Origin of the sequence: Psychrobacillus mangrovi (genome assembly GCF_037104765.1) — a bacterium.
Lineage (GTDB): Bacteria > Bacillota > Bacilli > Bacillales_A > Planococcaceae > Psychrobacillus > Psychrobacillus mangrovi.
Window position 1 is genome coordinate 132980 of sequence record NZ_JBAWSY010000005.1, and the last position, 23030, is coordinate 156009.

The 23030-nt window shown below is 33.1% G+C and carries 21 protein-coding genes; 6 read left to right on the plus strand and 15 right to left on the minus strand.

The window, feature by feature from the left end; all coding sequences use genetic code 11:
• Positions 1-2: 2 nt before the first annotated feature.
• The 4 genes from WAX74_RS09465 to WAX74_RS09480 all read right to left on the minus strand — a co-directional run bounded on the left by WAX74_RS09465 (position 3) and on the right by WAX74_RS09480 (position 2533).
• Complete coding sequence (locus WAX74_RS09465; protein WP_336497412.1) at positions 3-341, minus strand: YrdB family protein; 339 nt, start codon at positions 339-341, stop codon at positions 3-5.
• Positions 338-1030: an MBL fold metallo-hydrolase gene (locus tag WAX74_RS09470; RefSeq protein WP_336497512.1), complete on the minus strand. Its 693-nt coding sequence runs from the start codon at positions 1028-1030 to the stop codon at positions 338-340. The genes WAX74_RS09465 and WAX74_RS09470 overlap by 4 nt, the downstream gene beginning before the upstream one ends.
• Before the next feature lie 8 nt (positions 1031-1038).
• Positions 1039-1656 (minus strand): TetR/AcrR family transcriptional regulator, encoded by a 618-nt coding sequence (locus WAX74_RS09475; RefSeq protein ID WP_336497413.1) that lies wholly within the window; start codon positions 1654-1656, stop codon positions 1039-1041.
• Between the two features lie 106 nt (positions 1657-1762).
• Complete coding sequence (locus WAX74_RS09480) at positions 1763-2533, minus strand: sporulation protein (protein ID WP_336497414.1); 771 nt, start codon at positions 2531-2533, stop codon at positions 1763-1765.
• Between the two features lie 191 nt (positions 2534-2724).
• Here WAX74_RS09480 and WAX74_RS09485 point away from each other — a divergent pair, with 191 nt between their 5' ends.
• The 4 genes from WAX74_RS09485 (at position 2725) to gmtX (ending at position 9745) form a co-directional block, all read left to right on the plus strand.
• Positions 2725-4647, plus strand: coding sequence for an FUSC family protein (locus tag WAX74_RS09485; RefSeq protein WP_336497415.1), 1923 nt, complete (start codon positions 2725-2727; stop codon positions 4645-4647).
• 184 nt (positions 4648-4831) lie between these two features.
• Positions 4832-6319 (plus strand): gamma-mobile-trio recombinase GmtY, encoded by a 1488-nt coding sequence (gene gmtY, locus WAX74_RS09490; RefSeq protein ID WP_336497416.1) that lies wholly within the window; start codon positions 4832-4834, stop codon positions 6317-6319.
• Positions 6320-9046 carry a gamma-mobile-trio integrase GmtZ gene (gene gmtZ / locus WAX74_RS09495; protein WP_336497417.1) on the plus strand — a complete coding sequence of 909 codons (2727 nt, stop codon included), beginning with the start codon at positions 6320-6322 and terminating at the stop codon, positions 9044-9046.
• Between the two features lie 45 nt (positions 9047-9091).
• Positions 9092-9745 (plus strand): gamma-mobile-trio protein GmtX, encoded by a 654-nt coding sequence (gmtX, locus tag WAX74_RS09500; RefSeq protein ID WP_336497418.1) that lies wholly within the window; start codon positions 9092-9094, stop codon positions 9743-9745.
• 190 nt (positions 9746-9935) lie between these two features.
• Here the strand turns inward: gmtX and WAX74_RS09505 are convergent, their stop codons facing one another.
• From WAX74_RS09505 to WAX74_RS09525, 5 genes are all read right to left on the minus strand, one after another.
• Positions 9936-10427, minus strand: a complete 492-nt coding sequence (locus tag WAX74_RS09505; RefSeq protein ID WP_336497419.1) for an NUDIX domain-containing protein — start codon at positions 10425-10427, stop codon at positions 9936-9938.
• Between the two features lie 151 nt (positions 10428-10578).
• Positions 10579-10950 carry a hypothetical protein gene (locus WAX74_RS09510; RefSeq protein ID WP_336497420.1) on the minus strand — a complete coding sequence of 124 codons (372 nt, stop codon included), beginning with the start codon at positions 10948-10950 and terminating at the stop codon, positions 10579-10581.
• Between the two features lie 123 nt (positions 10951-11073).
• Positions 11074-11904, minus strand: a complete 831-nt coding sequence (locus WAX74_RS09515) for a DUF2268 domain-containing putative Zn-dependent protease (RefSeq protein ID WP_336497421.1) — start codon at positions 11902-11904, stop codon at positions 11074-11076.
• Positions 11905-12112: 208 nt separating this feature from the next.
• Positions 12113-12946, minus strand: coding sequence for a DUF4037 domain-containing protein (locus WAX74_RS09520; RefSeq protein WP_336497422.1), 834 nt, complete (start codon positions 12944-12946; stop codon positions 12113-12115).
• Positions 12947-13264: 318 nt separating this feature from the next.
• The gene (locus WAX74_RS09525; protein ID WP_336497423.1) at positions 13265-14257 is read right to left on the minus strand and encodes a DGQHR domain-containing protein; all 993 of its coding nucleotides are present in this window, start codon (positions 14255-14257) and stop codon (positions 13265-13267) included.
• A 136-nt stretch (positions 14258-14393) separates the two neighbouring features.
• On the opposite strand from WAX74_RS09525, the gene WAX74_RS09530 reads away from it, so the two are divergent.
• Both WAX74_RS09530 and WAX74_RS09535 read left to right on the plus strand, forming a co-directional pair.
• Entirely contained in the window at positions 14394-14747 is a 354-nt protein-coding gene (locus tag WAX74_RS09530; protein ID WP_336497424.1) for a helix-turn-helix domain-containing protein, read from the plus strand.
• Positions 14748-14997: 250 nt separating this feature from the next.
• Positions 14998-16782, plus strand: coding sequence for an ATP-dependent nuclease (locus tag WAX74_RS09535; protein ID WP_336497425.1), 1785 nt, complete (start codon positions 14998-15000; stop codon positions 16780-16782).
• 167 nt (positions 16783-16949) lie between these two features.
• Here WAX74_RS09535 and WAX74_RS09540 read toward each other — a convergent pair whose 3' ends face one another.
• From WAX74_RS09540 to WAX74_RS09565, 6 genes are all read right to left on the minus strand, one after another.
• The gene (locus WAX74_RS09540; protein WP_336497426.1) at positions 16950-17681 is read right to left on the minus strand and encodes a hypothetical protein; all 732 of its coding nucleotides are present in this window, start codon (positions 17679-17681) and stop codon (positions 16950-16952) included.
• A gap of 209 nt (positions 17682-17890) precedes the next feature.
• Complete coding sequence (locus tag WAX74_RS09545) at positions 17891-18400, minus strand: GNAT family N-acetyltransferase (protein ID WP_336497427.1); 510 nt, start codon at positions 18398-18400, stop codon at positions 17891-17893.
• Between the two features lie 108 nt (positions 18401-18508).
• On the minus strand, positions 18509-19369 hold the full coding sequence (locus WAX74_RS09550) for an alpha/beta fold hydrolase (RefSeq protein ID WP_336497428.1): 861 nt from the start codon (positions 19367-19369) through the stop codon (positions 18509-18511).
• A gap of 208 nt (positions 19370-19577) precedes the next feature.
• Positions 19578-20069: a pantetheine-phosphate adenylyltransferase gene (coaD, locus tag WAX74_RS09555; RefSeq protein WP_336497429.1), complete on the minus strand. Its 492-nt coding sequence runs from the start codon at positions 20067-20069 to the stop codon at positions 19578-19580.
• Between the two features lie 332 nt (positions 20070-20401).
• Positions 20402-21832: a putative bifunctional diguanylate cyclase/phosphodiesterase gene (locus WAX74_RS09560; RefSeq protein WP_336497430.1), complete on the minus strand. Its 1431-nt coding sequence runs from the start codon at positions 21830-21832 to the stop codon at positions 20402-20404.
• A 206-nt stretch (positions 21833-22038) separates the two neighbouring features.
• On the minus strand, positions 22039-22947 hold the full coding sequence (locus WAX74_RS09565) for a DUF2971 domain-containing protein (RefSeq protein ID WP_336497431.1): 909 nt from the start codon (positions 22945-22947) through the stop codon (positions 22039-22041).
• Positions 22948-23030: the final 83 nt, after the last annotated feature.

Sequence of the window (23030 nt, forward strand, 5' to 3'; positions counted from 1 at the left end):
AGCTAACAACCTCCTGTATACATCAAAATCATACCTATCACTACTACTACTCCATATATAACCGCAAGCTTACTGTTTCCAGAGAAATATAGGGAGGCAGTTGCTAAAGCAAATATAATTAGCTGTAAAATAATTCGCACTGGAATAATTACAGGAAAATTGGCTTTAGGGGCAATGAATGCCCCCCAGAAAATAGCAACAAGAAGAGGGGTACCAATTCCAAATAATAATTTTAAAAACCAGCCCTTGTTCAGATGAAAACCCCAATACGAAAATGCGGCTAGCGCACATAATTCCATTAGAAAAAATAAACCATACACAGTATATTGAGCGATTATCATGATAATCTTCCACCTAGCTTTATCTCCATACTGCGAACATAGTCCTCTAACTGATCGGCCGGACGTATCACTGCATTGCCATGGCACACTTCTAGCAATTTTGGTTTTAACTCACTTAAGACAGACGCGCTTTTTACCGCTAGAGCCATATCTGCCGTAAACATTGGCATTGGAGAACGAAGCTTTCCCTTCTTTGAAGTGAAAAGATCCCCTCCTAACAATATTCCATCCTTTTCGTGGTAATAAGCGACGTGACCTGGAGAATGTCCAGGAGTGAAAATAGGTGTAAGTCCACCAATCGATTGCATGTTGCCAGTCTTATCTTCTAAGAGTGGCTGAGTTAATTTTTTCGGTAAGTTCAACTCTAGTTTTTTTCTTTTTGGATATACAATTTCCCCTTCCATATAAGGAATTTCTATTTGATGGGCGTACACTGGCACTTCGTTACTTTTTAAAATCTCCTTCACCGCTCCAACATGGTCCGAATGTCCATGTGTTAATAGAATTCTCTGCAAAGTACCAGCATTTAATTGTTTAATAAATTTCATAATTCCTTTTGCCATCATTGGCATCCCAGCGTCCACTAATGTAACCCCGTCCTCATCCACAACAACCCATACGTGAATCGGAATAATCATCCATGTTTTTAAACTCCAAATATGATCCGAAATCTTTTTTGCTTTCATCATCATTCTCCTTACTTTAATTTTTCTTTAAAACCTAAAATAAGAATATCTACTGCAAGGTCAAACGTCGGTTTAAGTCTTTCGATTAACACTCCAAGCGATTCATGTTGATATGAGTACGTACTCAAAATGCCGTTCAAGCTGTAATAATAAATACGAGCAAAGGCTAGTAGTTGATCATTGTTCGGTAGAGAAAGACTTTTCTGAATGAGCTCTTTCATTATTTCAAAAATTTCTATTCGAAGTTTATTGATCTCTAATTCAGGTTCTTCATCTACCCTAGAAGATTTAGCATTGAAAAAAATATCATACATACTTCGATTTTGTAGGCAAAATTTAATATACTCACGACTAATTTCTTTTAATTTTTCTTCTGAAGATAATGAATTTATTTTCGAAATTTGGTCGAATTTTTTTTGTAATTCTTGTAAAGATGGCATAGAAAGTTGGTGAAGCAATGTTTCCTTATCTTTAAAATAAAGATAAATCGTCGTATGTGAACAACCTGCATTCTTCGCTATTTCTCTTATCGTTACGGCATCATATCCCTTTTCAGCGAATAATTGCCCTGCAGATTTTAAAATCTCTTGTTTTGTATCTTCTGAACGCTGCTCATGTTTGCTTTTCATTTATTCACACCCTCCCATCACTAACCATTGGTTACATTATAACCACTGGTTAGTATGACTGTCAAATATACCCTAGAAACCAAATTTATCTCTAGGGTTTTATATTTCAAGCGTATTGAGTAATTACTTGTTTTAATTTTTCCTGTAGATTCGGTAGATCTCTTGTAGTGATTGTAAGCTTAATGTGACTTTCATCCATTTCTAATGCTTCTGATAGAAATCCTCCAAACCCTCTTGCTTTACGATCTACTTGAATAAGAATATCTGCAGATTGTTCCGTTTGTGAAAGGAACAAGATTTCTAATTCATCTAGTCTTCCTCTATACACGCCGCTAATAGGTACGAATTCAAATTCCTGAACAAACGGAAACTTATTGTGATATCTTCTGGATGCTTGCTCACATTCCGCTTTTCTTAATGTAAATCCAAGTCGTTCTGTTTCGTTTAAAATCTGTGCAGCAAGGCTTGTTGGTCTTACTCCAATGAAATCTTTGTCTTTTGGATCTGCTCCATTTTTAATATCTAGTCCTGTGCCAACCCATACTCTTGTGTTTCCTATAGTAATTGGTGTATCCACTGGCAGCACAAATGAAAATGGAACTACTTTCGTTTCATTTGCTCCAATGGTTAAAGGCTCGTTTACTTTATAGTTGATCACCGAAGCAACATCTGTGTATTTTCTATCATCCGATTCTCGAATATAAATCGTATACACAGTCAAATAAATGGAGTCTATTTGTTGTTCTATATTCCCTCCATAAATTTCAACTACACCTCTCATTGTTTCACCAGCAACATACTCTGACTTTTCAAGTTTCGTATCTACTTTTGCTCCACCAATTCCTACACTTGCAAGGACTTTATTAAAAAATGACATTAAAGAGATCCCCCTTGGTATTTTGTTAGCTAACAATACGATCGAATTAAATAAAAAGTTTCAAATAGTTTTTTTCATAGAAGGATAAAATTAATATTCATTTTGGAATTAAAGATAACATGCTTACTTTTTGTTATTCTTGATTTTCAGCGATATAATTAGAATATTAAATATAAAAAGAAGGAATCTACTTGAGAAATAAAACTTCTGAAACACTCTTCTCTACGCTGTTATTAACCATCAAACAAGCTTTCGCCGTGAATAATAACCCTCTTCCTTGGACCAAAGCTTTTAGTGCCGGTGTTTGTGCAGGTTTGCCTGTATTAATTGGATATCTATTCGGTAATCTTGAATATGGACTTATTGCAGGCCTCGGTGGTTTGACCTATTTGTATGTCTTCAACATACCTTATGCCTTTCGTGCTAAAAAGTTATTCTTTGCATTAGTGGGACTATCTATTGCAATGGGTCTCGGTACTATGTTTGCTCCTTATCCCTATGTGTCTGCATTTGTTGTAGCTATTATTGGTGCTATTGTTACTTTTCTATTTGGCGCTCTCCGAATTACAGGTCCTGCTGCAATCTTCTTCGTATTGACATTTTTGATGGGGACAGGAATGCCTATAGATACGTCTCTTGCCCCACTACGTGCTGGGCTAGTTTTTATAGGTGGTGCTTTTTCTTGGATCATTGGAATGATGGGCTGGATTCAAAATCCGCATGGGCCTGAAAAAATTGCAGTAAAGAAAGTGTATTCCGATCTAGCTACTTTTATCAATTCTTTTGGAACGGAGCATTTTGATGACTCCAAAGAAAAGATTGGAGCTTCGTTGAATTCGGCAGAAGAAATGCTTCTATCTGGTTATATTCCGTGGAGAGTATCGGAGACATTTAAACAACTTGTTTTATTGAAAGAGCAAGCAAATAACATCTTTTTATATATTCTAGAAAACGGAGACAAGCTAGAAAAAATGCTTCCAAAGGAAATTGGAAATACGATTCAATCTATCGCAAATTCTATCGACTATAAAATTCCGAAAGAGATACCTTATCTTAAAATATCTGCTCATCCTTTACATGAAATGGTGAATGAAGCAGTTACTATCATCAATGAGCCTATATCAAGCAACACTCGCAGGGTGAGTATTTCGAAGCCGTCCCTTCGTGTAATACTTGGTGGTGCTTTTGATAAAAACTCTGTCGTGTTTTTATATGCATTGCGTTATGGATTTGTGCTATTGATCGCAGCGCTTATAGCTATTTCCTTTGATTTTAATCGATCATATTGGGTAACTTTATCATGTGCTGCAGTTTTATCAGGTGCAACCATTATGGCGACATTTCACCGTGCCATTCAGCGAACACTTGGTACAATTATCGGGATTCTAACCGCCACTGCTATCCTTTATTTTCAACCAGATGGCTATGTTATTGCCATTGCTATATTTCTGCTTACTTTTTTGACAGAGCTTGCAATTGTATTAAATTATGGGATCGCTGCATTATTTATTACACCGAATGCATTATTGCTTGCAGAAAGCACAACAAAAATACATGATATTTCTTATTTTGCATCTGCTCGTGTCATCGATGTACTAATCGGTTGTGCAATTGGCTTGATTGGCACGCTTATTATAAATCGTAAAAGTGCTGCTAGTATTCTTCCGCATACAATAGCTAAAACCATTCGAAGTCAACAACAGCTTTTACTGACACTATTTTCGAAGGGATCTTCCCTTGTTGAACCTGAACATTCCAGAGAACGCAGTAAAATGCAGACAAATCTCACTAATTTAAAAATTATGTACAATACCGCATTAGGAGAAATCCCTAGAGATAAGGAACGATTGGATTTATATTTCCCGGTAATTCTTTCAGTTGGACAGCTTGGTTATTTATTAGATTCTTCTACCAAATTCAAGGATCGTCCGATATTATCCGATAGTGATCTTTCTCAAATACTGCTCGTGTTTGAAACACTGGCTAAAGCAGCAGAACAGGAAATAGAGTTTTCTAAAAGACAAGTTCCTGAAATAGAAGGATTTAATAAAATAAAAACGGAAGTGAAACACTTGCAGGATACACTTTATGCAAGTGGAGGGAAGGTTCATTAAAAAAGGCAAAAATAATAAAAGGAGTGTCAGGTTTAATATTATCTAGGGTGAAATATTTATAATCAAACTATTAAAAAGGTATTACATTTTAATGATGTAGTACCTTTTTTATTGTAGTTATATGTAAATATCCATGGTATTATATGTAATATTATAATCAAACTATAAGTATAGGAGGATATATATGAGATATGTTCAGGTATCTTCAAAAACATATAGGGATAATACAGGCAGGAGCATAGACTTTCCTACTCTTCTAGTTGAGTATAATAGAGAGACAATGCTTTTTGAACAATTACACAGATATCAAATAAGGAATCGTAGTAAAAGCAGAACTTGGCATAAGAAGTTAGTACAAGCTGTTGGACTATTGCTTGATTATATGGAAGCTAATCAGAAATATTATTCTTCTCCAAAAGAATTCTTTGATACATTTACGGAGTCTGTTTATTCAGGAACAATAAATGAAGAAGGTATAGACCCTTCGGGACTTTATTGGTTACCTAAAAGAGTTGAAACAGCGAATATGCTTTTATCTGCTTTAAATGGGTTATCAGATTGGTTATATGAAGAATATGGAGCTGTTCAATTAAACCCTTGGAGAAAAGCCACAAGATATGAAGAACGACTTAACTGGATGGCACAGATAAACAAAAGTCAGAACTCATTTCTAGGGCATTTAAATGATGTTCATGAAATCTCTGAAACTGCAAAATTAGCTCGCAATGCTGTTAGAAGAAGAAAACCATACTCATCAAAAGGAGATACAAAAGCCTTCCCCGAAAATAAAATACATGATCTCCTATGGGAAGGGTTTAAGAATACAAGAAAGAACTATGAATTAGACCTTGTTGACCGTTATAACTGGCGTGATATTGCCATTACTATACTGATGCATGGCGGTGGACTTAGGCATAGTGAAGTATTTCATTTATGGGTACAGGACGTCTTCCCTGACCATGAAGATCCAAATCTTGCTGTGGTACGAATCTATCATCCAAGTGAAGGAAAAGCCCCGCAGGATTTCAAGAACCCTACTACTGGTAAATATATAACAGACAGAGAAAGCTATCTGCTATTAAAATATGGTTTGCTTCCACGCAATATGTATTCCGCACAGGACAAACGATTTGCAGGGTGGAAAGAGCCAAGACTTGATAACGATGAAGATAAATACATGCATGTTTACTGGTTGTCAAAGGAGTGGGGATACATCTTTATGTATGTATGGAAAATGTATATGGCGAAAAGGTTAAGAGATGGCATTAAGGATACTCACCCATTTGCCTTTGTCTCACATTCGCCTAAAACACTAGGAGAAATGATGCCACTTAGGACTCAGAGGGAGTCTCACGAAAAAGCGGTTGAAAAGATTGGTTTGATAGTCGGAAAGAAAGATGGCACTACTCCACACGGACATAGACACGCATATGGTCAAAGACTTAAAAATGCCAATATACCTGACCGCATCAAACAAATTGCCATGCACCACAAATCTATAGAGTCTCAGAAAGTATACACAGAGCCAACAGTTGCAGATGTTACAGCTTCACTAAATAATGCCACTGCATCTTTGGATAATGGTTGTGAACTTCCAATGCAGGCTGAGATTGATGCATGGATGAATGAAGAAACTAAACAGCTGAACAGATACAGATATAGGAGAAAATAAATGGGAAGAAAAAGTTATGATAATTTTTTTAAGTATAAAATGATTGAAGAACTTTGCAACGGCAAAACATCAATGGATATTCAGCGAGAATATGGTGTTAAAAATAATACTGTTATGAAATGGCTCCGAGATTTTATTAAAAACGAAGCTTTTGGTGATCATGCATTATCGCCAAAAGAAAATCTGAGGCTTAAACAGTTAAAGGAAAAAGCAAGGAAAAGAGAACTTGAGTTAAGGCTTCATGGAACGTCTAGGAGTGAAAACCTCGAATGGCTTTTAGAATATGATTCAGATTTACAGCAATGGAATGAATTTTCCACTGAATGGATAAAAATGATTGTAAGAAACAAAGAACAAGCACTTGTATCTCTATCAAACTTCTTTAAGAAATATGTAATTCCCTATAACATCACTAGGTCTGTGCAGGAGTTCATTTCAATAGAATATGACATACCAGATTTTTACGAGATTATTTATGCAGAAAGAGACTCACAATCCCATGCTTTAGCTGAAGCAAAAAAGATTGTTGAATTTATTGACTGGATTATTGAGGAGAAGTTTTCGGTTGAAGATGATTTAGGAAACAAGCTTACTCCAACAGAATTTGAAAATCCTCTAACAAAATACTTACCAGACTCTGTAAAATCATCGCAACGTAATGAATCAGATAAGAATGTCCTGCCTTATAGATACATTAAAGACCTTCGTAATATACTCTGCCCTCCAAATGCAACCTGCTTTAAAGACTTGAAATTTGCACAAAGTTCAGGCGATGTAAGTAGAGCAGGTGGAGGTGGTGATTGGTTCATTGTTGATAAGTCTGTTATTGATAAAAATGACACAGACTGTGTTTACAGATTCAGAAAAACTTCCAAGTATGAACAGAGAAGAAAAGGACTTTCTGAAGAAGTATATGAGATGTGGTTTCCGGGGACTACTGTGTTGCTTTTGACAAAGCTCCTTCTTCCTTTGAGGACTTATCAGGTCCGTATGCTTGACAGTGGAGAAATGGATACTTATAAGTATGTGCAGTCTTTGCGAAATGTGGCTGGAGAATGGATTAAGAATGATTCACATTTAAGTCAGGGTACAGAAAGAAATCCTTTTGAAAGAGGAGTTATTCGTAAATTCAAAGACAAAACAACGCAGCTTGAAATGACAGGTTTTTTTATCAACACGAATAAAACAGCAGACATCAACAAAGAGGAATCCGATAAAGGTTATGACATTCCTTGGCAGTACGAAGAAGCACAATACTGGCTTGTAAAACTTAGGGATTGGCAGATGAAGTACAATCCTATTTCTCAACCTGCAAAATGGACAGAACTGAAAAGTAACCACTTAGGACATATAAAAGATGTGAGGATTTTAAAACAAATGGGGGAAATCACATTTCTTTTCAGAAATCCTACTTCAATAGGACAGGAACACTTGCCAATAGGAGTAAGAGGAATGGATACTTTTTGGTATAAGACACTTAAACAGCTTGAGATTCAGCTTAAAGAAAATACATTATCCGAAGAAGAAAGAACATTAAAATTTGTGCGTCCAGACAGTAATCAAACGACGACTTATTATCCCCTTCATTCACTCAGAGTATCACTTATAACTGCCTATGCTCTTGAAGGTGGAGTTCCAATGCCTATTCTTTCAAAGGCTATCGCAGGTCACGCAAGACTCATTATGACTCTTTATTATACAAAAGCAGGTATTTCATATGTTACAGATACAATGAATCAGGCTGAAAAGAGCATTCTTGAAAATGATAAAGAAGCTTTTGATAGATTTATTAGAGATGCAAAGTATGATCAGTTAGAAACAAGTGTAGCTGCCAATGACCCAATAGCTTATCAGGCAGTAATCAACGCTCAAAAATCAGGTGCAAGTATTATTATAAGTGATAAAGGAATTTGTCCTACAGGCTGTTTTGGATGCGATTCAGGTGGCACATATGTTAATGATGATACGGATAAAATCACTTATGGTGTTGTTCCGGGTTTTCCAGAGCAGAACTGTGTCAGATGTAGATGGTTCGTAACTAGTCCTGCTTTTCTTCCGGGCTTAGTGCATCATTTTAATACCATAGGCTACAATATGGGCGAAACAGGAAAACGAGTGATTAAATATCAGCATGATATAGAACTTTTAGAAAATGAAAAATATGAATGTGAACTTAATGGAACCATATTTACAAAACATCATGAATTGCTTAAATATGAGCAATTATATGCACAGGAGATACAGAAGAATGATAAGCTAGCAAACGATTATAATGCCACTCTTCGTCTTATTGATAAGAGCATGAAGTTAATCAAAGAAACATCTTCTGATGATGGATTTCAGCTTGTTACCGTAGGTTCTATATCGGATGTTGGAATTTCTATTAATAATATTGAACATGAACTTGAACAGCTTCAAATCATCTGTAATGGGGCGGAACTGTTTCCTGAAACAGATGCAAGCAAGGCAGTTCTTCAAAGGTCTCAAATCATAGATTTAACATTTAAAAATAACAATAAAATGCCCGTTATGTTCTCATTAACAGAAGAAGAACAGCTCATTGCAGGAAATCAATTCATGAGGCTTTTGATTAATCGTGCAGGTAGTTTAAAAGATGCTATTCCTTATGCAATCGGGCGGAAGAAACTTGAAGAAATCGGGTTTGAGATTGAGTTTGTTGATGAACTTAAATCTGTGACTTTTAACAGTAATTTATTACCAATATAGATAGTCCTACTATTGATCAAGCATAATTAATGTATTGGAGGATATATGATGGAAATGCATCCAGAAGAACTGTTCTCAAAGTTTTACGAGAACGCTTCTACAAGGAAAAAGAAAACATTAGAGCTCATAAATAACGCCTGTAAAAAACAGGCCGAGTCTGACATAAAAGATTTTTCCATTGGCACTATAGCCAGAATGATAGCAGATGATGGCGGTCCAAGTGAACAGGCACTTAGAAACAAAAATGCCGAGGATTACAGAGTTTTGATAAGCCAGTGGGCTGAATACTATAAAACTACCACTAAAAAGCCTAAAAAAGAAAAGAGAACAACCGTAAACGATGATATCTTAGCAAGTATCTCCGAACCAACAACAAAGGCATTGGTTGGTATGCTTATGGCAGAGAATAAAAAGCTCAAAAGAGAAAACTCTCTGCTTAAGGAACAAACAACCTTTACGATTGATATACGTCCTATAAACGATATAAACAAAAATAAGGATGTCGTTATAGTCGAGCCTTCTTATAATCTGACAGATACCGAAATAGATGCACTGAGAAATGCCATATCAAACGAATTTATGAACCATCAGGGATGGACTACCGATAATTATGGCAGAGTAAAAGAAAACGGCAATCAGATATATAAGGCAGGGTATGTAACTTCCATACAAAAAATTCTTAATGTTAACTTGGAATAAAGATTGATTAAAACACAGATATAGATGCTGATTTGTATAGAAAATCATAGCCCCTATTTTGAACAATTATCGATCAAAATAGGGGCTATTTTTTATTTCTGTATTGGGCTTTTTGTAATAATGATTAAACATTTCGGATATCGAATATTTAACTAAAGCACCCGTTAGTTGAATAAGGAAGTATTAGAAATTAATTAATATCACCTACATAAGTTTTAGCTTTTCCACTGTCAAAATAAGAAATTAAATGAGTTCTTAATGATTGAGGAAATAACTTATACTCTAACAAATCGTTAATTGGTAACCATTCTGTACCTATTTGACCCTTGTCTGGACTTTCCCCATTAATAAATGTATCTTGATTAACATTACACAAAAACATAAACTCAGTTTGATGTGCATGAGAATGATAGGCAGCTAACTCATGGTTTTTTCCAATGTATTCTCGTACAAATATCAACTCTCCAATTTCAACTTCCGCACCTAACTCTTCTTTGCACTCTCTTTCTAAAGCTTGGTGAAGATTTTCACCATGTTTTTGACCACCACCAGGTAGAATATAATAAGTCCCACCATTTTCATGTATTTTTACGGCCAATACTTTTCCATCTTTAACTATCACTGCCTTAGCTGAATTTCTTATTCCCATTTTAAATACTTTAACGATAGCTTTTTGTGCCAAGTTACTGATTCCCATTTAAATCACTCTCCGTCCATATTCCGTTCCCATTATTCTATTGAAAAGGTAAATCTTCTTAATCAATACTCTTCATATTCAACAAAAGAGTGTACTTCACCTTCTTAAACTAAACTGCGGCGTTAGTTTAAGATGGCTAAATTAAATAATTAGTCTCTGATATAGAAAGTATTTCGATTTCGGAACAAAAAAAGTGAAGTGTATTTTCTTCATAGTCTTCCACTTCATATTTAATTTTCTCCCAACCTCTTTCTGCAATGTCCTTAATATTTAGAGAGATTTCATGAAATAACCCATCACTTTCAAAGCTGATACTCTGTGGATTGTAGAAGCGAAATTGAACAAGATAACCAGTACCATTTCCTTCGATAATAAAATCAACATCAAGTAAAGAACTATGGACATTCGATACCTTTTGAAAGCTCAAATTGAAATTTGAAATACACTTTAAATCTGCAAATGAAAAATTCTTCAATTCATCTGTAATTAAACCAATATTTTTAATCATAAAGACCACCTTATAACATCTCTTTAATTTACATTTTAACATTTTTCTTCTTCAACTAACCTGCGGCGTTAGTTCAATAAGAAAAAAGGCTTTACTCCTTCTGGAAGTAAAGCACTCGTTAGCTTAATAATAATAGACTTCACGTAAATAATTGGGTATATCTTTTTCTTGTATACTTGCCATTTCCTTAAATGTTACTCCCTCTCCTAAGAGGTATTGCACGATTTCCCAGCCTACATAGTAAGCCTCTCTTTCCCTATTTGTCGTTCCGTTCCCAAACGTAAACATTGTTACTACTTCAGAAGAAGAATCTTCTAGGTATGGAAGTATCCCCGTAATGATATCTGCTTTATTTTCATAGCATGATTCAAGCCATCCCTTTGTATGCTCGATATAAAGCTCAGTTGGTTCCCCTGGCACTAAAAATTTACTTACCTGTGTCGCTAACCCCTCTTGTAGTATAGTTGAGCCAATTGTTCTTTCCCAATCAGCAGTTAAGTTAGCGGTATGTGAATGTACAATATGTGTCAATTCATGTGATAGTAATATATCAGAATATCCATTTTCAATAGGAAGACATAGTGCTAAACGATTTTCGTCATAAGGAGCAACAAAAGGGTTATTTTCAAATCCACCAACGAAATAAACAACTACTAAATTTATTGGTTTGTCATATCCTAGCAGTTTTTTTACTTTTGTTAAGTAATCTTTAACTTTTTCCAGGTTTGGTTCCCAATTTTCCAACATAATTAAATGTTCACTGTAAGTGTTCCATGCTCCGTCTAACAAATTTCTCGCCATTGTCTTCCCTTCTTCACCCGGAGGAATTGCAGCGAAGTTATAATGTTTTTCCCATAGTGTCCATCTTTTTTCTTTATCTATATCTGGCTTGTTAGCCATTTGGTAAAAAGCTAAGAATTTCGGTACTAGGTTAAGCAATTCAACTTTATCCAATAAATGTCACCCCAATTATTATTTCTAAAATTTTCTTTGTAAATATACTTTTTCTTATTCAACTAACCTGCCGCGTTAGTTTAAGTGTAACATTTCACAATGGAATTCTACGTTCTACTTTATGTTTTGGTTAAAAAAAAGACCATCTAAATGATAGTCTTATCTAAATAAAGTACTCGTTTGTTGAACATAATCATTTCGATTAAATTCAGTTATTTTTTGGTCTTAAAAAAAGTGATTTATCAATAACCTCAGACAAATCTATTGATGGGTACTCTGTTCTTATTAGTTCAAAAACCTCTTGTATAATTTCCTCTAATTCTCTTACACTTTCTTTGGGATGGTTTAACAAAATAGAGGTGAAGCGATTAAATGTGTTTCTTGGTACAATATTCATTGTTTCTAAAGAATGTTTTTGCCATTTAAAAGCTGGATGATGTACATATAATCGATTTAATCCAAAGAGTATTCCCATCAGATTTGTTTGTACAGATACCATTACCTTATAAAGCATCAACCAATCTTCACGTTTAAGTAAAGCCTCTCTGTTATTCCATCGGTTACCAAGATAGATGTTATCCCTTATCATTCCTACACTTAGTTCTTTTGGATAAACCTCAACTTTTTTCTTAAGTTTACTTAATATTTCTTCTCCGTAAAGTGGAATACCATCATAAACTGTTGCTACAAGGCATTGTTTATCTAAATCTGTATCAAACTCTACAATTACATCATTAATTATTTTTTGAATCGTTGAATTCAAAAAGTTGCTAATTTCTAATTTAACACCGTTAGTCACATATGTTTCTGACCATTCCTCTTCCTCATAAGGATGAAAATCAATAATCCTTCCATTAACTGAGTTAATGGAGGCTTTCCTATCCTCTTCCGTTGGACCTTCTTTCCAAAATACAAATAATTCTATATCAGAATACTCGTCATTCCAGTTACGAGAAACAGAACCTCCAAGTAACACCGCATCAACCTTTGGATTCTGGATATAAACTTTAGAAATACTTGACGCTAAAAACTTTAAATTCACAATATCTCTCCTATTTTTTAGTCTTGTATAATTTAAGTTCAATATTAAGATTTTTTTCTCCTTTTACAAAGAAAATTAATAATCCCTTGTTCAACTAACCTGCCCCGTTAGTTTAAGTACATTTCTTCACAATCTTTAAAGCAATATTATCATAAGTAGCCAATAAAAAATCATCTCTCAACTAAGAAATCTCTAGTCGGGAGATGATTTTAATCAACAATTGTTTAAATTTTATCGAACTTTGTTATAGATTATCAATCTTAATTAAAAGGCAAAACTTTGTCAGTATTTTCATTTAAAAAATTCGTTCGATAGTACTTAATTTAAACAATTTAATATATCCTGCGCTAGAAGTTTTGAACCACTTACTCCTTTCAAGTATTTTAAGTCCCCGTTAGTCGACCAATCAATTTGTCTCAAATTCTCTAGTAAGGGTAATATCCTAGTTGAGTTTATTTGTTGACTTTTACTCAAAAAGTTTCTATTTAAAATTTCATTTCCTGCAATAGCTAAGGCATTTAACGACACGATATGTGTCAATCTATATGTCTTGAAATCCTCCCATTGTTCAGGAAATAGTTCCTTAATTTTATTAAAATAAAACAAGGTAATACTCAAAATTTTATCTTTAGTTAAATTTTCAAGTTTTGACTTTTTAATTAGTAGGGTTACTAAATTATAAAGATTTTGCAGAGTAATATGTTTGTCCTTTGTTCTTTTACCAATAAGTGTCCCCTTACTAAAAAAAGGACTCTCTGGACGAAGTATTAAGTTTGTAGCTACCCAACTGATATCATCATTATCTCGATTTAAGTATTTACTTAAGGATGTTCCAATGCCCTTAGCTTTTGTATTTATTACATTAAAAAGTTTAATTTCTTCATCCTCTTCCAAATAATGAAATGCTAGAAAAGGAACGTTTAATGTTGCATCTGTAGTTTTCACATACTCCTTAATTCCTGATAATCGATGTTGGCCATCCATCAAAGAGGCTTTACTACTAGCAATTAATCTCCCAAATAAAGGACGTTCTTTACTATACGCATGAAAAACCCAGTTTCCAGTTGCATTTAACAAGATTGGTGTATATAACGCATCTTCACCCTGCGATAAATATTTTGCAAAATCTATACTACGCCGTTTGTTTATAGGTCTTTGATATCCCTTGCCTGATGGATCATTGTATGGTTTTGAGAAAGAGAAATTGATAGCAACTTGTGAGGAAACAAACCCCTGATAAGCTACTCTTCCTCTCATTTTAAATTGTATAACATTTTCTATTACTATTTTTGATGATAAATGGTTACTCATGTTGTTTCACTCCTCATGATATCAATTAACATTTTTAAATAATAGTACTTATAAGTGCAAAAAACAATGGAAATTATATCATGTGTATCTGTTTAGTGCTTATTGGCTCACCTAATCTTAAAAAGAGGTGAGGAATATGGGGAACATGGTAAAATTAGTGGGCATGAATATTCGCGAAATTAGAAAAAAGAAGAAGTTGACACAAGAGGAATTATCTGAGAAATCAGGCCTTCAAACTTCATTTTTAGCAGGGGTTGAAAGAGGGGAAAGAAATATAACATTAGAAACCTTAGATAAGATAATAAGTGGTCTAGAAGTGGATGTAAAAACGATATTTAGTTTTAATGAGATTTCTCCCGATGAATATTTCGAGAAAAAAGAAATCCTTGATTTAATAAGCAATTTATTGGCTGACAAAGATTTAAAAGAAACTAAATTAATCTATAATTTAGCGAAAGAAATCTTCGATACATTTAGTACTAAACATTGATGTGGTATAGAATACATGAATTGTGAAACTAAATTTATACATAATGATATATATTGAAAGATACCTATTTTTGTTAGGTATCTTTTTTTGTGTATCTTTTCATTTTAGCAATCTTTCTTATTTGTAAAATTAACTATAAATAAAGGTAAAAATCAAACCATGTCGAATCTTGTTCAAGTAGCACATTAAAATTTTGAAATATTAATAGATACTGCTAATTATACTAAACAAAAATTAGGGGGAATAACAATTGAAATTAACAAAGTTTACCATAAGGAATTATAAAGGTATTAAGGAACTAAGTTTAAACATTGAAAATATCTCATTAATAATCGGTCCAAATAACTGTAGCAAAAGCACTGTTCTTCAAGCGTTGGTTCAATTCTCTTCAAGCGACAAAAAACTCAAAAAAGATCTTTTTCACAGACATAATACAGCTGAACCGATTAGTTTCCACGCTACATTTGATAATTTAACACAGGAGGAAATAGAAATGCATGGACTTAAAAAATCTATACATGAACCCTCTGGTAAATTTATTGTAAGATCTGTTTACAAATACGATAGTGATGTTGAGAGAGTATCAAAAACTAGTGGTGATGAAGAGCATGATATGGAAGGTACTAATTGGGAAGGGAAAATGGGAGGAGGGAAAAATAATTCGCATTTTATCAATGTGTTTCCCGAGATTATTTATATTCCTGCTGTGAAAAATGCAAGTGACGATATAAAGGATTCATCACAATATATGAAAACTTTATCTACCCTTTATAAGGATGTTATAAAAAATTTAGATGAATATAAGGAAGCTCAGGCCAAAACATTACTCTTACAAGAAAAAATCAATGCACACGATAATGAACAAATTAAGTATTTCGAAAATGAAGTTCAGGGATTCTTAAAAGAGGTAACAGAAACTAAAATAAGATTTAATGTCGATATAAATCCATTAGATGAAATTGTTGGTACTTCTTTAAAGCCAAATTTTGATTTTAATGGATTGGAAACATTGCTAGATCATCAAGGGAATGGAGTACAACGTACTTTCATTCTATCTATACTCAAAGGGTTTAAAATGTACAACAAAAAATATCAAACGGAAGAAAAAGGAGTGGGAAGACCTTTAATAATAGCTATAGAAGAACCGGAACTTTACTTACACCCTCATCTAGCAAGGGTTTTTAAGGATACACTTTATAGTTTGGCTGATGAAGGATTTTTTCAGGTATTAGGCACTTCCCATTCGCCTAATTTTATCGATTTGTCTCGTTCAAATAGAACCTTGGCTAAGTTCTCATTAGATGCTGAGAAAAATGTCATCGCACATCAAGTTGATTCAGATATTTTTGGATTACCAAAACAAGAAAAAGATAAATTTCAAGCATTACTAAAATTTAATCCATATGTTAATGAGATATTTTTTGCAGAAAATGTGATACTAGTTGAAGGAGATACAGAAGTAATAGCATTAAAATTAATTGGGGAAAAACTAATTGAAAATGAAGAATTAGAAAGTGATATTTATCAAAGAACATCCGTAGTAAATTGTGCAGGAAAAGGTACAATGTATGTTGTATTAAATGTTCTTAATAACTTTGGCGTTAAGTACACCTGTATTCACGATTATGATCTTACAGAGCTTAACAAAAAAAATGAAAAAAGAACTGTAACTTCTCTAAAAAGTGTTTTAACTTTAAATCATAAAATAGAAAGATTATGTAAACATCGGCATAATAAAAAAGCTGTTTTTCAATATACTTTTGAAGCTGAAATGCCAGAGGATTATGAGAAAGGAAGCTCAAAGTCTTTTGCTGCATATGAGTATTTACTGGGAATAGATATAAAAAGTTTACCTATTAGATTATTAGATATAGTAAGGTTTGCGTATAATATTCCATTGGAAAATGAACTTAACCATGATAATGAAGTTCTCCTTGGTTATTATAATTGGGATGTATTAAATGAGGCTAAAGAAGAATGGACTCCAGAACCCGATGAAAATTATATTATTACAGTTAATCAAACTAGATTTTAAAGTCGTTATTATAATTTGTGGTATTATACCTGTCTATAAAAGCAAATAATATAATTAATAGGTGTATGAGGAACGAAAAGGACCTCTACATTAGCGGTCCTTTTTTAAAATGTCATTAATTTATAAAAAAATCTTATTTCTACCCGAAACACCAGTAAAATAGTCAATTAGATTTGAATAGAGACTTGTTTATCCCTTAGTAGACTTGGTCTACTTGAGTGGTTTTCAATATTTACAAACATATCAAAGCGAGCATAATTTGTATTTAAATAGGTTGTATTTAATTCAGGCTTTAAATTATAAATTAGACCAGCTTCTAATGTATTTAAAAGACTATTAGCATCTTCAAATGGTTGTATAAATTCTAAAGGCATATAGTTTTTTTCGTGGTCTAAGAAGACAACCGTTCCAAAATATATATGTTTGGATAGCCCCTCGTATTCAGGTGCATGAAGTTTCAGTGCTGCACTATGACCACCCGAGAAGCGGTGTGTTCTTGAGGAAGTTTTTCCAACATACACAAGTTTTTCATCTTTACCATCACCAACTGAAATGAAGTAAATAGGATAGCAAGCAGCAGGAGGTGTTTTTAGTTGATATTCAATATCATGAATAATTTCCTTATCAACATCCCTTAATTTTTCATCTTTATTAATCCCTAGGTCTTCACGATACTCATTAGTAATAATTCGGAAGGCACTAGCAACATAATCATTTACTTCATTCCATGTAGCTTCTAAACTTTGAGCATCCATCTCTAATACTTGATAAAGTGGAAGACAGACATCTAAACCTATAAAACAACCATATTCAGAATTAATATCCTTTAATCGATATCTATCGAGAATAGGTAGGTATCCTATCCTTAAGTAATATTTTAAAGAGTGATACATAGTCAATTATTTCCCCACCTTTTAATATATTCAAAGTAAAACTAATGACAATAGGATACTAAGTGTTGGTTTGGAATAAAGATTGATTAAAACACAGCTACAAATGCTGATTCTAATAGAAAATCATAACCCCTATTTTGAACAAAGATTGATTATTTCGGAAAGCGAATATTTAACTAAAGCACCCGTTAGTTCAAGAAGAAATGAAGATATATCTACTGAAACCTATATTGTATTAGTTGGTTTTCAGTCCCCAAGTATTCTTCATATCCAATCCTACTTATCTCTATGAATCCTATTTTCTCAAGCATTTTTCGGGAACGAATATTTTCTTCGTGTGTTTCTGCATTAAAAATTCTTATACCTAAATTCTTAGTCGCGTAATCCATCACAGATAGAATAGAATTTGAACCAATTCCTTTCCCCCATAATGCACTTTCGCCAATTGCAATACCTAATTCAGCTGTATTATCTTTAATACAGGCTAGATCTGCATACCCAACTAACCTTTCTTCTAATTCTATTCCCATTCGAACAAAATCTTCCGATTTGTTATCTATACAATTTAGCCACCATCTGTATAATTCCTCTTCACTTCTATTTTTCTCCCATCCATTCGCGGAACAAAAAATGTCGTCCTTACTCCAATTTAAAACAATTTCATAGTCATTAATGCTTAAACTTCTAATTGTTAAGGAGTGTATGTTGTTGTTTTTAGCATTCATTCTTCTATCCCTCTCATAGAATTCTTTGTTAAACAAAACTGTCGCTTTAATTCAATAAGAAAAAAGAGTTGCCGAAACAACCCCCTACTTTTACTAAAGCACCCGTATTCAATAAGAGAATGTTTTATCTGTAAGTTCTTTAAAATCATAAACCATATTTGAGAATACTTCTTTTTCTTCTAAATATGGAATGTGATTACTCTTTTCAAATACATATAGTTTTGAGTTTATTAAATCTCTACTTATTTCTTCAGAAAAAACCAAAGGACACTGGGCATCATATCTTCCACAGTATACGAAAGTAGGGATAGTTATTTGTTTGAGTTCACGTTGAATATCATAGTGGGGTAAATCCATATAAGAATAATAATCTAATCTTCTTTGTACAACTTTTCCACTACTCGGTTTTTTAAAGTATTCGTCTCGTTTTCCAGGATTGTGCAAAGACATATCAGACCATTCCTTGTTAGCTTTCCGTCTATCTTCTAAAGTAGAATTAGCAGATTTCAGTATGGAGAAAATTTCTAATAACCTTTTGTTTAGAGGACTTTTATGACTATACATACTACCCTCATGCTCCATATATTTGCTATTTGCAGTTGCTCCACCGACCAATAATTTTGTCAGTGAATCGGGAAACATAGTTGCATAAACTAAACCCAGCATCCCTCCTGTAGAATGACCCGCAAAACTCCATTTATCATAATTTAGAGCTTCTCTAATAGCCTCTAAATCTTTTGTAGATTCTTTCATACTTAGTTCTTCTTCAGTTACAGCTTTACAAGAGTTTCCTGCCTCTTTTAAATTGATCAATATAACTTTGAAATGATTTATAAAAGTGTCTGCAAAGTAGTAACCCAAATCGTTAAACTCGCTATATAAATGAGTTATACATAATGGTTCACCTGTGCCTTGAGAGAAAATTTCAAATATGCCTCTATCCGTATCAACTAGCTTTTTCTCCCACATAAAATCCCCCCTAAAACTCAATTTCTTTTTATCTATACTTCTATAAATTTGGGGAAATTCCTTTGTTTCTTATTCAACTAAACTGCCCCGTTAGCTCAATTAGGAAAAATGCTTTACCCCTTATTGAAGTAAAGCACCCGTTAGTTTAAGTGAAATGTTTCACAATCTCATTTTTTAATAAGAAAAAGAGACCTTCCAATTGAAATCGCTACCTATTATTTTTCGTAACTTGAATCTTTTCTAAAAGTGCGTTTTCAACATGATTAGGAATATAACTGGATAATTTTCCCCCATTAAGATAGACTTCCTTTACTATACTTGAACTTAGAAAGGAATATTTTTCTTCCGAATGGATAAAGAAGGTTTCAGCCTCTTTATATAGATTTTTATTTATTAAAGCCATCTGGGCTTCATACCCATAATCAGTAACAGTTCTCAAACCTTTTATAATTGCTCTATAATTGTGTTCCCTCATATAATCTACAAGTAATCCTTCAAATGTATCAATTTTGACTTTTTTATTGTTTTTAAATGAATCTTCAATCAGTTTTCTTCGTTCTTCAAGTGAAAATAAGTATTGCTTCTTAGAATTAATCATAACAGCTACTAAGATTTCATCAAAAAAATCACTCGCTCTTTTTATAATATCAATATGTCCATTTGTAATGGGGTCGAAGCTCCCTGGATATATAGCTTTCATTTAATCACCTCATTTATCCATTTTAACTTTCCCATTTTATCTTAGCAAACTTCTTCAACTAAACTGCCCCGTTAGTTTAAGTACATTTCTTCACAATCCTTACAATTACATTAACATAAATATCCAATAAAAAATCATCTAACCTCTAAGGAATATACAGAGGAGAGATGATTTTAATCAATCTTTATTACAAAGCTACACTTAATGAAATATAAAAAGTTTGATTATAAAGTTTGATTATACGTAATCAAACTCAAAATCTCTAAATAGAAGGTCTGGTTTTATTTTATTATACTATTTACCCTATATTAGATATAACCCGACACTCTTTTTTAAGAAGAACAAAATTCTTTTTGCCATTGTACAAGCTCATTCGCTTTCATCGGCCTGGCGAAATAATAGCCTTGTATTATCGGTTTTTCACATGTAGTAGTTAAGAATTTTACTTGTTCCTCTGTTTCAACACCTTCGAAAACGATCGCTAAATTTAACGAATGCCCTAAATCGATTATTGCTTTCATTATAGAAGAGTCTTTTTTCGATTCTGGTATACCATCTATGAAGGATTTATCAATTTTCATTGTGGATATGGGCATTTTTTTTAAATAGGATAAGGAAGATACACCGGTACCAAAATCGTCTAATGCTACAGAAAACCCTTCCTTACGAAGTGTGCTTACTGCTTTTATAGCATTCTCCATATTTTCCACAAAGCTAGTTTCAGTGATTTCTAATTCTAGTTCAAGTGGCTCTAACTTATACTTACGTAAATTCCTTTTTAGTACATCCAATAATAGTGAGGAAGTGACATATTGCCCAGGAATATTGATTGCTACTTGCTTAAATGTAATTCCATCTCTTTTCCAATCGGCTATTTGCTGACAAACTCGTTCTATTATCCAATCTGTCACATGAACAATTCGGTTATTTCTTTCTAAAATGGGAATAAAAATCGCTGGAGATAAGAAACCATGTGTCGGATGGTTCCAACGAAGTAAGGTTTCCACACCAACAACAGCATTGGTAATTCCATTAACCTTTGGCTGGTATACAATAAATAACTCTTCATTTTTTATCGCCTGTATTACATCTTCCTCAATTTCTAGTTCAAACACATAGGTATGTATAGCTGAATCATAATGAATAATTTCATAGTTATACTCAATTGATGGAAAATTTAAGACAGCAATAGCATTTGTAAATATATTAATGGTTTCATCAAGGTCATATGCTTTAGAAATAGCACATACTGCTGGAAGATACATTTCATAACCTTCTATTACAAATGGTTTTTGTAAATTTTCAGCTACCTTTTCCATTGTTCGATGTAAGTGGTTTACCCCATCTAAATGATTGGAATGAAATGCAAAGCGATGACCATCAAGTCGATAAAGTTTGATCTCAGTTGTTTCAAATTCCTTTAATAGAGCAGTTAATTGGGTAATTACCTTGTCACCAAATTGGTAATCCCGTTCTCTATTTACATGTTCAAAATTATGCATATGCCAAATAGCTAAACATTGTGGGACATCTGTTTTTTTTATCTTTTTCTCGAAAAAGCGTCTATTAGGCAATTTCGTTAATGCATCATAATAATTAGCACGATGTTTCACACGCATATTTAATAGGCTATATATTAAAATCGAGCCCATGAGCACTAATATTATTTGACCTGCAACTTGCACTTTCCAATTTATTGTAATTAATATTGAATATTGATTATAGAAGTAAAATAGATCTGAAATTTTATCATTATAAAGCACTTTAGTCCCTACCTTTAAAGGTGAAATATACTATAATTATATCATATTAACAAGGTAAATTAATCCAAAATAAAAAGGACTTTCATATCATTTATGAAAGCCCACTTAAATAATTTCCAATATCCTTGATAAAAAAGCACTTTATTTTTACCATATTATTAATATTTTTTTATTAAATCATTATAATCGCATTTTTAATGTAAGTGTTATCTATATGGAATTTTTGATACTTTAATTGGAACGGAAGCATAGCCACTGTTTTTCAAAAAATATTTAACGCTTCTTGCAGTAAATTCATTTGTTCCTGATGGTCCGATGATTAGTTGGTTTATAGGTAGTTTATTATTGTTCTCTTTCGCTTTATTGTGCATTTTCATTTCTATATAAGGCAAAATAATATTATCTCTCGAACGGAAGTTTAGATGATGCTGATAGGACATACTTTTAGAGTTAGTTACGATAATACGCCATTCCTTTTCCTCGGAAAAAGTGGAATCCTTAAATAAGGGTAAAAAGTAACCAATTGTCCGAGCCACTTCTTTAGGTGCATAGTCCGGTTGCATACTACTCATTTCCACACTAATTAAAGCTAAATCTATAATACGTCTAATTATGCGTTCCTGTACCTTTTGATCGTAAATTACTTTGCGAGGAAAAAAACTTTGTTCACTTAATTGAAATGAGATATCAAATAAAGAGGTGTAATCAAAACCAATAGATATCCCGTATTGACTACGGCTATAACCTCTCCACTGACTCAGCAAGTCCCCACTCTCACAAAAAGAAACGACGAAAATATCTGTATCCTGTTCCTCTAAAATGGTGAAAACTTCTTCTAAATAACTTCTTCTCGGATTGTCCATAGGGAGTTCATTGATAAGTTTTTTTACAATATTTTCGCAGACCTCTAATCCATGACTATATTCTTTTGAATCATTCATAAACTTAATATGAGATGCCCAAAAGGTTTTTTTACTAATAATTCCAAGTGCTCCATCAAGATGTGTGTAATGATATAACGCCTTAATATTTTTAGAGAAATATCTTTTAAACTCATTACTAATAAAAGGGACAAGTGACTTGAAATCCATTTTTTCAATGCCTAGCTTATTCATATGATTATCTAAGCTCCTGTCTAATGGGATAATCTTATTTTAAAGGCAAACAACCAAAATTACTAAAAAAAGACACAGAAACA